Genomic DNA, 11,748 nt, shown 5'->3' on the forward strand with positions numbered 1-11,748 from the left:
ATAGGCCTGTTTTGCGACCTAAACTCTCTACGAAATCTTAAAATTTAAACCATAACCCCGGATTTCCGGGATTTTTCAAGGGCAATACGGCAATGACCGTGACAATCCAAACCACCCTCACCTGGCGAGACATCGCCGATGTCGCAGCCGGCGAAACGCTTGTTTTGGGCGATGCCGCCTGGGCTCGGATCGAGCATGCCAGCCGCATCGTCGAAGCCATCGTCGAACGCGGCGTGCGCGCCTATGGCATCAATACCGGCGTCGGCGCCCTCTCGGACACGGTGGTCGACCGGGCCTCGCAAAGCCGGCTGTCGCGCAACATTATCCTCAGCCATGCCTGCGGCGTCGGCAGTCTGCTGGAGCCGCGCGAGGTGCGCGCCATCATCGCCGCCCAGATCGCCAATTTCGCCCATGGCTATTCCGGCGTAAGGCGGGAGATCGTCGCGCATCTGCTCGCCTTTCTGGAACGGGATTGCGTGCCGGATGTTCCGTCGAAAGGTTCGGCCGGCTATCTGACGCACAATGCCCATACGGCGCTGGTGCTGATCGGCGAGGGATCGGCCCGGATCGGCGGCAAGCCCATGTCCGGCCGCGAGGCACTGGCGGCGATCGGCCTCGAGCCGCTGGTGCTCGGTGCCAAGGAAGGCCTGAGCCTCGTCAACGGCACGGCCTGCGCCACCGGCCTCTTCAGTCTGGCACTTGCCCGAACCCAGCGACTGCTCGCCTGGGCCGACGCCACAGCGGCAATGACACTGGAGGCCGCCGGCGGACAGATAGCGGCCTTTGACGAGACCGTACTGGATCTGCGCCAGTCGCCCGGCATCGCAACCGTCGGCACATCCCTGCGGGCGCGGCTTCAGGGCAGCGGACTGATTGCCGCCGCCGTCGGCCGGCGCACGCAGGATGCGCTGAGCCTGCGCGCCATCCCGCATGCCCATGGCGCGGCGCGCGACGTCTTCGATTTCGTTGCCGACGTCGCCGACCGGGAGCTGGCTTCCGTCACCGACAATCCCGCCGTCTCGGGCACGCCGGAAGAGCCGGACGTCTCCTCGGAAGCCCATGCCGTTGCGCCGGCGCTCGGTCAGGCCGCCGACAGTCTGGCAATTGCCCTGGCGCAGATCGCCTCCATCAGCGAACGCCGCATGGACCGGCTGGTCAATCCGCTCGTCAGCGGCCTGCCGCCATTTCTCGCCAGCGACGCCGGCAGCCATTCCGGCTTCATGATCGCGCAATATACCGCGGCGGCGCTGGTCAACGACAACCGCCGGCTCGCCGCGCCCGCCAGCCTCGACGGCGGCCTGACCTCGGGCCTGCAGGAGGATTTCCTCGCGCATCCGACGGCGGCCGCCAACAAGCTGCTCGCCATTCTCGACAATGCCGATCATATCCTCGCCATTGAATTGATGGCGGCGGCGCAGGCCCATGACTTCCTCGAAGCAACAGCCAACCGCGCACCTGGCACCGACGCGATCCATCGGCTGGTGCGATCGCATGTCGCCCACTATCACGACGACCGGCCACTGAACCGCGACATCGAGGCGGTGCGGTGGCTCCTATCCGAGCGCGATCCGCCATCCGCGTAAGCCTTACGGATACCCTCGCGCCAGAACACACCTCTCTCACGCTTGTTTGATTGGCGGGGCTACGGGGCGGTCGATAGGATCACATTGTTGCAATCGGGCATGGCCACATGCCAGCAACTTTGCCGGCCGATTTCGGTCGCCGTATCGAAAACCCACCGATTAGCGAATGTCTCAAGGAGACTATCCATGGACCGCAAGCTTCTGACGAAGGGCGCATTGACGCTCGCCGCCGGTGCCATCGCAACGCTCGTAGCACTGCAGGAGGCCAACGCCGCCGAACGCGTCCGCGTGCGCGGCACGATCGAGAGCCTCGATGGCGATACGCTCAAGGTCAAGTCCCACGAGGGCAAGGATATCGCTGTCACGCTGAAATCCGGCTGGAACGTCGCCGGCGTCGTCAAGGCTTCGGCCGCCGACATCAAGCCCGGCGATTTCGTCGGTATTGCCAATGAGCCGACCGCCAGCGGCGTCGCCGGCGCCATCGAAGTCGTGATCTTTCCGGCCGCGATGAAGGGCACGGGCGAGGGCGACCGCCCATGGGATTCGAAGCCGAACAGTTCGATGACCAACGCCACGGTTGCCAATGCCGTCACATCGGTCAACGGCCCGACGCTGACCCTCACCTACAAGGGCGGCGAGAAGAAGATCAACATTCCGGACGGCACTCCGGTCGTAACGCTGACGTCAGCCACCAAGGGCGATCTGAAAGCCGGCGCCGCCGTCTTCATTACCGCCGAAGCATCCGACGACGGCAAAGTTACCGCCGACCGCATCGCCGTCGGCCTCAACGGCACCGTTCCGCCGATGTAAAAAATGGCGCCCTGGGCGCCATTTTCATAGTCAATATCCAATCAGGAAATATGCTTCCTACTCGGCCGCCTGCGCGTGCGGCCGGTGGCCGATCCCTTCATCCTTGTCGTCCTCATCCGGCTTCGGCTGTTTCCAGGCGATCAGGCGATAGAACATCGGGATGAAGAAGGTGGCGAGGAAGGTTGCCGCCAGCATGCCGCCGATGACGCCGGTGCCGATGGCATGGCGGCTGGCGGAGCCGGCGCCGGTGCTGATCGCCAGCGGCACGACGCCGAGGATGAAGGCGAGCGAGGTCATGACGATCGGACGGAAACGCAGGCGCGCTGCTTCCAGTGCAGCCTCGGCGGCACTCATGCCGTCCTTGCGTTTCATCACCGCGAACTCGACGATCAGGATGGCGTTCTTCGCCGCCAGGCCGATGAGCGTCACCATGCCGATCTGGAAATAGACGTCGTTGGTGAGCCCGCGCAGATAGGTGGCGAGCAGCGCGCCGAACAGCGCGAAGGGGATCGCGGTGAGGACGGCGAGCGGCAAGCTCCATTTTTCATACTGCGCGGCGAGGATGAGGAACACCATGATGACGCCGAAGATCATCGCCTGCGTGCCCGCGCCGCCGGTTTCCAGTTCCTGATAGGCAGAGCCCGTCCAGGCGATCTGGAAGCCTTCCGGCAGGGTTTCCGCCGCCACCTGCTGCATCGCCTTGATCGCGTCGCCGGAGGTATAGCCGGGCGCCGGATTGCCGGTGACCTTGGCGGCATTGAAGGCGTTGTAGCGCTCGAGCTGGTCCGGCCCGATGGTGCGCGTTACCTTGATCAGCGTGTCGAGCGGGATCATCTTGCCGCTGTCGGAGCGCACGAAGACCTGGCGCAGATCGTCGGGCGATTCGCGGAACGGCGCTTCCGATTGCAGGTTGACCTGATAGTTGCGCCCATAAAGCGTGAAGTCGTTGACATAGAGGCTGCCGAAGGTCGCCTGCATGGCATCGAAGACCGAGTTGATCGGCACGCCGAGCGCCTTGGCCTTCTCCCGGTCGAGGTCGGCGCGGAATTGCGGCACGTTGGTGTCAAGGGTCGTGCGTACGCCAGCCAGCTCCGGCCGCTTGGACGCAGCCGCGACGAGCTTCTGTGCTTCCTCCGAAAGTCCCGCAACACCCTTGCCGGAACGGTCCTGCACATAGACTTCGAAACCGCCCGTCGTCGAAAGGCCCTGGATCGGCGGCGGATTGAAGGCGAGCACCATGGCGTCCTTGATGCCCATGTTGGCGCCGATCAGGGGGCCAGCCATATTGCGGGCATCGAGCTCGGGCGTCTTGCGCTCGCTCCAGTCCTTCAGAGTCACGAAGGCGACGCCGGCGCTGCTCTTCAGACCGCCTGAGAGCAGGTCGAAGCCGGCAACGGCGAAGACGTTCTCGACGCCGGGAAGCTTCTCGGTATTGACCAGCGCCTGATCCATGACAGCCTGCGTGCGCGTCAGCGAGGCCGCCGGCGGCAGGATGGCGATCTGGAACAGCGAGCCCTGGTCTTCGTCCGGCACCAGCGATCCCGGCAGCGTATAGAAGAGATAACCGGTCGCCCCGATCAGGCCGGCGACCAGCACGCAGCCGAGCACCATGCGCTTCAGGAAGAAGGCGACGCCAGCCGTGTAGCCCTGCGTCAGCCGGTCGAAGGCGCGATTGAAGATGCGGAAGGGCAGCACCGGCTCGTGATGGCCGGGCTTCAGGATCAGCGCGCAAAGCGCCGGCGTCAGCGTCAGTGCCACGATGCCCGAGATGGTGACCGAGATCGCGATGGTGACGGCGAACTGCTTGTACATCTGGCCGGCGAGCCCGCCCATGAACGAGACCGGGATGAACACGGCACAGAGCACCAGCACGATCGCGATGACCGGGCCGGTCACCTCGCCCATCGCCTTGATCGCCGCCTGCTTCGGCGACAGTTTCTCCGTCGTCATCAGGCGCTCGACGTTTTCGAGCACGACGATAGCGTCGTCCACCACGATACCGATCGCCAGCACCAGGCCGAACAGCGTCAGAAGATTGATTGAGAAGCCGAGCACATACATGCCGGCGAAGGTGCCGATGATCGAGATCGGCACGGCAATGACCGGGATCAGCGTCGCGCGCCAGTTCTGCAGGAAGACGAAGACGACGATGATGACCAGCAGAATCGCTTCGAGGAAGGTGTGGAGCACCTCCTCGATCGACACCTGGATGAACTTGGTCGTGTCATAGGGGATCTGGTAGGCGACACCCTGCGGGAAGGACTTTTGCAGCTCATCCAGACGCCCCTTGAGCGCCGCCATCGTGTTCAGCGCGTTGGCGCCCGGCTGGAGATAGACCGCGATCGGGATGGCCGGCGTGCCGTTGAGGCTGCTTTGGACCGAGTAGCTCTTGGTGCCGAGCTCGATGCGCGCCACGTCCTTCAGCCGCAGTGTCGCGGCATTGGCATCCGAACGCAGGATGATGTCGCCGAAGGCGTCGATATCGGCCAGGCGTCCCTGCGTCGTCACCGTATAGGTGAAGGGCTGGGCGGTGTTGCTCGGCTGGTCGCCGAACCGGCCGGCGGCAAACTGCGAATTCTGCTCCTGGATGGCAGCCGAAACATCGCTCGGCGTCAGATTGTACTGCGCCAGCTTGTCCGGTCGGAGCCAGATACGCATGGAATAATCGATGTCGCCGAGCAGGTTGACGTCGCCGACACCGGGAATGCGCTTGAGATCGTCGATGACGTTGAGCAACGCGTAATTGCCGACGAAGGCGCGGTCGTAGCGGCTGTCGGTCGAATACATCGCCACGAAGCCGAGGATCGAGGTCGAACGCTTGGTGACGACGACGCCGAGGCGGGTCACGTCCTGTGGCAAGGTGGTGACGGCGCGCTGCACGCGGTTGTTGACGTTGATCGCCGCCTGGTCCGGATCGGTGCCGAGCGCGAAGGTGACCGTGATCTGCATCGCGCCGCTATTGGAGTTCGATGACTGCATGTAGAGCATGTTTTCGACGCCGTTGATCTGCTGCTCCAGCGGAGCGGCAACGGTCTGGGCGACGGTCTCGGCGCTGGCGCCGGGATAGGTGGCGGTGACGACCACCTGCGGTGGCGTCAGCTCCGGATATTGCGCGATCGGCAGGATGCGGATGCAGACAGCGCCCGCAAGCAGGATGACGATCGAGATCACCGCCGCGAAAACGGGGCGATCGATGAAGAATCTATTTCCCAACATCAGTTCTGCACTACCTTGTTCGCGTCGCTGGGCGCAGCGGCTGCCGCCGCCTGCACGGGCGCGCCGGGACGCACTTTGATGATGCCTTCGACGATCAGCCTGTCGCCGGCGTGAAGGCCAGACAGGACGAGCCAGTTGCCGCCGATCTTCTGGCCAAGCGTCACCGGATTGACATGCGCCTTGCCGTCCTTGTCGATCGTGTAGACGAACTGCCCCTGGGGGCTCTGCATCAGCGCCACTTCCGGAACGGTGATGGCATTGTCGAGCGAGACACCGGTGACTGTGGCACGCACGAACTGGCCAGGCAGCAGCCGGCGAGCGGGATTGTCGACCACGGCGCGGGCTTGCAGCGTGCCGGTCGAAGCGTCGATCGTGGAGGAGGTGAAGTCGACGACGCCGTCATGGTCATAGGACGTACCATCGCCGAAGGAGATCTTCACGCCGAGGTTGGGCGCTTCGCCCTTGGCCTTCTTGAGATCGATCAGCCGGCGCACTTCGGCGGCCTGCGTATCCGAGAAGGAGAAATTGACATAGACCGGGTCGAGCTGGGTGATGCTGGTGAGCAGGCCCGTGTCGCCCGTCGTGCCGATCAGGCTACCTTCGGAGACCTGCTCCAGCGTGGTAATGCCGCCGACCGGCGCCGTGACCTTGGTATAGTCCAGATTGAGCTGCGCGGTCTGCACCTGCGCACGAGCCGAGGCGACGGCGGCATCCGCCAACTGGCGCGTCGAAATCGCGTCGTCGCGCGCCTTCTGCGTGACGGCATTCTGGTCGAACAGGTTGATGTTGCGCTTTTCCTCGCGCTGCGCCTGATTTAGCTGCGCGTCGGCCTGCTGCAACTGCGCCTGAGCCTGCGCAAGCACCGCCTCAAAGGACGCGGGGTCGATCAGGAACAGCACGTCGCCGGCCTTGACCTCGGCGCCTTCGACAAAGTTCCTTTTCAACAGGATACCACCGACGCGCGCGCGCACATCGACTTGCCTATAAGCGGAGATGCGCGCAGCATATTCATAGGTGAGCTGCACGGTCTCGGGCTTGACGTCGACCACGGTCACCTGTGGCGGCGGCATCTGGCCCGCCTGCTGGGCAAGGGAGGAGTATGCGCCAAGGAAGAGGACACCGGCTGCGAGAAAGCTGCCGCGCAAAAAGGAGCGGGAATGCGCCGTCATAAAAAATCACCACGAGTTTTGACATTTTTATTGCGCCGCAGCATACAAACATACATGAATGGTTGTAAACATCAAATCGACGTGACCAATGGCATGAGGTCCGGGACGACGCTCAAATTCCCGGACAATATCATGTGAAATCAATCGCATGAGGCGGAGTGAAATAAATCCATTTCGCCTCCTGCAAAAGTGGGAAGACCGAATGCGCAGGACCAAAGAAGATGCAGCCAAGACCAGGGAGGAGGTTTTGGCCGCCGCCGCCGAGGTTTTCTTCGAAAACGGCGTCAGCGGCTCCAGCCTCGACAAGATCGCCAAACGCGCCGGCGTGACGCGCGGCGCGATCTACTGGCATTTCAAGGACAAGGCCGAGGTGCTGACGGCGCTGCACAGCGAAATCCGCCTGCCGCAGGAGGAACTCGTCGACCACGCCCTGGAGCATGGTCATGACGACCCCTTGAGCTTGATCGAACAGGCCTCCATCGAGGTGGTGCATATCCTGGCAAACGACGAGCAGCAGCAGCGTATCTTCGCCATCATGATTCTCGGCTGCGAATTCACCGAGGCCCCTTCCGAGACTGCCCAACGCATCATCACCGCCAATGCCGAAATGTACGACAAACTGCAGAAGCTGATCGACATGGCCGACCGGCAGGGCAAGCTCGCGTCGGGCTGGACCGTCGACACCGCCGCCCGCGCCTTCCAATGCTGCATGAACGGGCTCTTTGCCGAATGGCTCCGCTCGGGAAAGTCGTTTCCGGTGATAGACGTCGGCGAGAGGCTGGTGCACAGCATGATCGGGTCGATGCGGCGAGAAGCCGACTGAGCCCGGCAAGGTCCACCCAGCTCGTAATCATTCCCGCATTAGAGCTGGGCTTCGATAGCGGCCTTGTCGATAACCGACCAAACCTGCCAAATCTTCTCGCTGCGAAACTCATAAAATACGTTCTCGGTGAAGAACACTCTCTTCCCGTTTACAGGCAGACCAAGGAACTTTCCCCTTGGCCTGCAGTCGAATTCCAGCCGGCTCGCTATATGGGGCGGATCGGAAATCAGCAGTCGGATGACGAACTGAAGGTCTGGGATTTCAAAAAAGTCTCGCTCCAGCATCTCGCGATAGCCCGAGATCCCGATACGTCGACCATTGTGTGAGGCGTCGTCATCAACGAACTGGCCCAGCTTTGGCCAGTCCTGTGCATTCAGACAGGCAATGTAGCCTCGGTAGATCTCGGAGAGGTCGGTTTTGACCATGGCGATTGCTCCCGTGCTTTTACGATAGGGTAACACGGGCGTGTGGGATCGGCGAAACAGTGCTCGCCGCATGCCGCGCCGCGCCCGCCAGCGAAATGTCCGACTTGATCTCCCGCGTCGACATCGACGTTACTGTATGGCGCACGCCGGGTAGCCGGTTCAACTCCTGGCGCAGCAGCCGGTCGAGGGCGGCCATGTCGGTTGCCAGGATATGCAGAAGATAATCGGCCTCGCCCGTCGTCGCATGACAGCGCGTGATCAGCGGATGGCTGCGCACGGCCGCTTCGAAAGCATCGAAACGCTCGACATCGATCGACACCTGCACGAAAGCTTCGAGGCCAAAGCCGAGTTGCGCCGGATCGAGAAGCGTCCGGTAACCCCTGATCACGCCTCCCTCCTCCAGTGCCTTTACCCGTTTCCAGCATGGCGTCTTGCTGAGGCCGACCAGATCGGCAAGGGCGGCAAAGGATAGGCGGGCGTCGGCCTCCAGGGCGGCGATGATCTTGTGGTCGAGCGCGTCCAGATCCATCGTTCTCTCCATGACCTCAATAAGTGTCTTTTGTACTCCTAATTACAAATTTTGGATGACAAATAGGAACAATGTTCAAGCAAAAACTTCGTATCCTTCTGGAAGGCAAACATGCTTTGCGGCCGCAGGCCGGGATAAAGGGAACGAAGATGCGGAAAGAAGACTATTACGCGCGCATCGAGGCGCCAGACATGCGCGACTACGGCGTCTACCTGCAATGCGACAAGCTGCTCGCCTGTCAAAAGCCGTTGAGCGGCATGGTCAACGGCGACGAATTGCAGTTCCAGATCGTCCATCAGGTGGAGGAACTCTGGATGAAGCTCATTGCCTACACGCTGGTCGACGTCATCGCCTTCATGGAGGAACACGATACCCATCGCGTCGTAACGCTGATGGGCCGCGTGCATCGCCTGATGCGGATGATGACGGTACAGCTCGACCTGCTCGAAACCATGTCGCCCAGGGAATATCAGCAGGTCCGCCTGCAGCTCGGCAATGGCAGCGGCCAGGAATCGCCCGGCTTCAAGTTCCTGCTGCATATGCCGCCGGACATCTGGCGGGCTTTCAAGGCCCATTATCTTGACGCGCCAGGGCTGACCATCGAGGATATTTATGATGGGAAATACGATCACGGCGACAGCTATGTCGTGGCGGAAGCGCTGGTCGAATTCGACGAGCTGTTCCAGAAATTCCGCGCCAACCACATTTATCTGATCCAGCGCTCGATCGGGCTCGGCTCGAAATCCCTGAAGGGCCGGCCGGTCGACCTGCTGCAGGCAGGCGCCCGTCACCGCTTCTTCCCCGAGCTCTGGGATATTCGCGCCGACATGACCGACCGTTGGGGCAGCCAGTATGGCGTGGTGCGGGATTCCATTTCCAAGCACGACGCCGCCGAATAGGGGTCAGTCGCCCGCGATCAGCCGCCGTGCTGCATCGCGCGGCGGAAGGCTTCCAGCGTCTCGGCGCTGACATGATGTTCGATGCCCTCGGCGTCGATCCGCGCCGTTTCGGCGCTGACGCCAAGCCAGCGCAGGAAGGCTTCGACCGTCTGATGGCGCGCGCGAATGTCCTGGGCTATCCGGTTGCCCGCATCCGTCAGGAAAACGCCGCGATAGGGCCGCCGCGATACGAGCCCGTCCTCGCAAAGCCGCGCCAGCATCTTGGCGACGGTCGGCTGCGATACGCCGAGCCTTGCCGCGATATCCACCTGCCGCGCCTCGTTGCCGTCATCGATGAGATCGGCGATCAGCTCGACATAATCCTCCACGAGAGCGCCACGCGTGGCCTCCCTCGTATGCCGGAAACCTTCGGAATGCGTCTCCGCATCCAGCAATGGTTCATCTCGTTGGATCGGCGGTCTTCTTATCGGCAATAGGTTCTGCTCCCCTTGAGTCCCGGCAAACTCGCTTTCATCTTTATAGCACCGGCTTCAATCTTGAAAGCCTTGGCATAAACGGATGCTGCCCACCCGCCTTCGCGGCTCGAGGCGTTTCTCCGCTGCGCCAGAATTTCGTGCGCCCAGTTACCCGCTCACCACGTTTGCTGCAACTGCCGAGCCGATTTTGCCGAATCCGGCGGTGGAGAACTCCCTTCCCCTCATGCCGCGATGACGGTCACCGCAGCGTGCATACAGGCTTTATCAGCCCAAAACCACGAGGCAGCATCGCCCAATATAATGCCGAATCTATGAAATATAGCCTATTGCATAATGTTGATATCCAGCATATTTCTTTAGATAGGCCATAGCTCAATCCCCCGGAGCCCCGTTGTATGACGCAGATTCAAGACACTGCCGCGCCGCGCGCATGGAAATTCGCCAGCCCGGATGAGGACGCCCGTCCAAGCCTTCCCGAAGTCAACGCCACCGTTCATGTCCCGCATACCGGCACCTGGATCCGGCGGCTGCTCGCCTTCATGGGGCCTGGCTACATGGTCTCCGTCGGCTATATGGATCCGGGCAACTGGGCGACCGATCTCGCCGGCGGTGCCCAATTCGGCTACACGCTGCTTTCCGTCATCATGCTGTCGAACCTGATGGCGATCCTGCTGCAGGCGCTTTCCGCCCGGCTCGGCATCGCCACCGGCCGCGATCTGGCGCAGGCCTGTCGCGATCACTACCCGAGGCCGGTCAATCTGGCCCTGTGGTTTGCCTGCGAACTTGCCATCATCGCCTGCGACCTCGCCGAAGTCATCGGCACGGCCATCGCGCTGCAACTGCTCTTCGGCATTCCGCTGATCGGCGGCGCGCTGATCACCGCGCTCGACGCCTTCTTGCTGCTGCTTCTGATGAACAAGGGCTTCCGCTTCCTCGAAGCCTTCGTCATCGCGTTGCTGATCGTCATCTCCGTCTGTTTCGCCGTCCAGATCATCGCGGCCGCGCCGCCGGTCGCCGCCATCCTTCACGGCTTCATCCCTTCGCCGCAGATCATCACCAATCACGAGATGCTCTACATCGCCATGGGCATCATCGGCGCCACCGTCATGCCGCATAATCTCTATCTGCACTCCTCAATCGTACAGACCCGCGCCTATAAGCGCGATGACGAAGGCCGTCGCGACGCCATCAAATGGGCGACCACCGATAGCACCATCGCCCTGATGCTGGCGCTCTTCGTCAACGCTGCGATCCTGATCGTCGCCGCGGCCGCTTTCAACACCAGCGGGCATGCCGATGTTGCCGAGATCGGCCAGGCCTACGAGCTGCTGTCGCCGCTCCTCGGCCTCGGCATCGCCTCGACCCTGTTCGCCGTCGCCCTGCTTGCCTCCGGCCTCAATTCCACCGTGACGGCGACGCTTGCCGGCCAGATCGTCATGGAAGGTTTCCTGCGCCTGCGTATTCCGCACTGGGCAAGACGGCTTTTGACCCGCGGCCTCGCAATTATTCCAGTTATTTTTGTTACCGCGTTTTATGGTGAAAAAGGCACTGCCGACCTGCTGGTGCTGAGCCAGGTCGTCCTCTCCATGCAGCTGCCCTTCGCGGTCATCCCGCTGGTCCAATTCGTCACGGATCCCAAGAAAATGGGCAAATTCGTCGTGCCCAGGAGCATTGCCATCCTCTCCTGGCTGGTCGCCGCAATCATCCTCGCGCTGAACTTCAAGCTGCTTTACGACACCATCTTCGGTTGACGAATCATCCGCAAAGCGCGAATCTCCCCCTGTGGACGATCACGGCAATTAACAGACTCGTAATATT

Annotated in this window: 10 protein-coding genes; 5 read left to right on the forward strand and 5 right to left on the reverse strand. The window is 62.1% G+C overall.

Features of this window, described 5'->3' with window-relative positions; translation table 11 throughout:
- Positions 1–92: 92 nt before the first annotated feature.
- Together EX00_RS01390 and EX00_RS01395 are read left to right on the forward strand one after the other, a co-directional pair.
- The gene (locus tag EX00_RS01390; protein WP_047453402.1) at positions 93–1,583 is read left to right on the forward strand and encodes an HAL/PAL/TAL family ammonia-lyase; all 1,491 of its coding nucleotides are present in this window, start codon (positions 93–95) and stop codon (positions 1,581–1,583) included.
- Between the two features lie 186 nt (positions 1,584–1,769).
- A complete protein-coding gene (locus tag EX00_RS01395; protein WP_047453404.1) occupies positions 1,770–2,393 on the forward strand; it encodes a hypothetical protein in 624 nt (207 codons plus the stop codon).
- A gap of 57 nt (positions 2,394–2,450) precedes the next feature.
- Here the strand turns inward: EX00_RS01395 and EX00_RS01400 are convergent, their stop codons facing one another.
- The gene (locus EX00_RS01400) at positions 2,451–5,609 is read right to left on the reverse strand and encodes an efflux RND transporter permease subunit (RefSeq protein ID WP_047453406.1); all 3,159 of its coding nucleotides are present in this window, start codon (positions 5,607–5,609) and stop codon (positions 2,451–2,453) included.
- The gene (locus EX00_RS01405) at positions 5,609–6,778 is read right to left on the reverse strand and encodes an efflux RND transporter periplasmic adaptor subunit (protein WP_047453407.1); all 1,170 of its coding nucleotides are present in this window, start codon (positions 6,776–6,778) and stop codon (positions 5,609–5,611) included. The genes EX00_RS01400 and EX00_RS01405 overlap by 1 nt, the downstream gene beginning before the upstream one ends.
- Before the next feature lie 202 nt (positions 6,779–6,980).
- Here EX00_RS01405 and EX00_RS01410 point away from each other — a divergent pair, with 202 nt between their 5' ends.
- Positions 6,981–7,601 carry a TetR family transcriptional regulator gene (locus EX00_RS01410; RefSeq protein WP_047453409.1) on the forward strand — a complete coding sequence of 207 codons (621 nt, stop codon included), beginning with the start codon at positions 6,981–6,983 and terminating at the stop codon, positions 7,599–7,601.
- A 38-nt stretch (positions 7,602–7,639) separates the two neighbouring features.
- Here EX00_RS01410 and EX00_RS01415 read toward each other — a convergent pair whose 3' ends face one another.
- Both EX00_RS01415 and EX00_RS01420 read right to left on the reverse strand, forming a co-directional pair.
- A complete protein-coding gene (locus EX00_RS01415; RefSeq protein WP_047453411.1) occupies positions 7,640–8,026 on the reverse strand; it encodes an ester cyclase in 387 nt (128 codons plus the stop codon).
- 19 nt (positions 8,027–8,045) lie between these two features.
- A complete protein-coding gene (locus EX00_RS01420) occupies positions 8,046–8,555 on the reverse strand; it encodes an Lrp/AsnC family transcriptional regulator (protein WP_052210621.1) in 510 nt (169 codons plus the stop codon).
- A 149-nt stretch (positions 8,556–8,704) separates the two neighbouring features.
- Between EX00_RS01420 and EX00_RS01425 the strand changes: the two genes are divergently transcribed.
- Positions 8,705–9,454, forward strand: a complete 750-nt coding sequence (locus tag EX00_RS01425) for a tryptophan 2,3-dioxygenase family protein (protein ID WP_047453693.1) — start codon at positions 8,705–8,707, stop codon at positions 9,452–9,454.
- A 17-nt stretch (positions 9,455–9,471) separates the two neighbouring features.
- Here EX00_RS01425 and mntR read toward each other — a convergent pair whose 3' ends face one another.
- On the reverse strand, positions 9,472–9,927 hold the full coding sequence (mntR, locus tag EX00_RS01430; RefSeq protein WP_047453413.1) for a manganese-binding transcriptional regulator MntR: 456 nt from the start codon (positions 9,925–9,927) through the stop codon (positions 9,472–9,474).
- 398 nt (positions 9,928–10,325) lie between these two features.
- Between mntR and EX00_RS01435 the strand changes: the two genes are divergently transcribed.
- The gene (locus EX00_RS01435) at positions 10,326–11,681 is read left to right on the forward strand and encodes an Nramp family divalent metal transporter (RefSeq protein ID WP_047453414.1); all 1,356 of its coding nucleotides are present in this window, start codon (positions 10,326–10,328) and stop codon (positions 11,679–11,681) included.
- Positions 11,682–11,748 lie beyond the last annotated feature (67 nt).

Source organism: Martinezella rhizogenes (genome assembly GCF_000799715.1).
Taxonomy (GTDB): Bacteria; Pseudomonadota; Alphaproteobacteria; order Rhizobiales; family Rhizobiaceae; genus Rhizobium; species Rhizobium rhizogenes_C.

Bases quoted from the DNA above. Each gene is read 5' to 3' on its own strand.
- EX00_RS01390 (WP_047453402.1), top strand. From the start codon at position 93: ATGACCGTGACAATCCAAACCACCCTCACCTGGCGAGACATCGCCGAT.
- EX00_RS01395 (WP_047453404.1), top strand. From the start codon at position 1,770: ATGGACCGCAAGCTTCTGACGAAGGGCGCATTGACGCTCGCCGCCGGT.
- EX00_RS01400 (WP_047453406.1), bottom strand. From the start codon at position 5,609: ATGTTGGGAAATAGATTCTTCATCGATCGCCCCGTTTTCGCGGCGGTG.
- EX00_RS01405 (WP_047453407.1), bottom strand. From the start codon at position 6,778: ATGACGGCGCATTCCCGCTCCTTTTTGCGCGGCAGCTTTCTCGCAGCC.
- EX00_RS01410 (WP_047453409.1), top strand. From the start codon at position 6,981: ATGCGCAGGACCAAAGAAGATGCAGCCAAGACCAGGGAGGAGGTTTTG.
- EX00_RS01415 (WP_047453411.1), bottom strand. From the start codon at position 8,026: ATGGTCAAAACCGACCTCTCCGAGATCTACCGAGGCTACATTGCCTGT.
- EX00_RS01420 (WP_052210621.1), bottom strand. From the start codon at position 8,555: ATGGATCTGGACGCGCTCGACCACAAGATCATCGCCGCCCTGGAGGCC.
- EX00_RS01425 (WP_047453693.1), top strand. From the start codon at position 8,705: ATGCGGAAAGAAGACTATTACGCGCGCATCGAGGCGCCAGACATGCGC.
- EX00_RS01435 (WP_047453414.1), top strand. From the start codon at position 10,326: ATGACGCAGATTCAAGACACTGCCGCGCCGCGCGCATGGAAATTCGCC.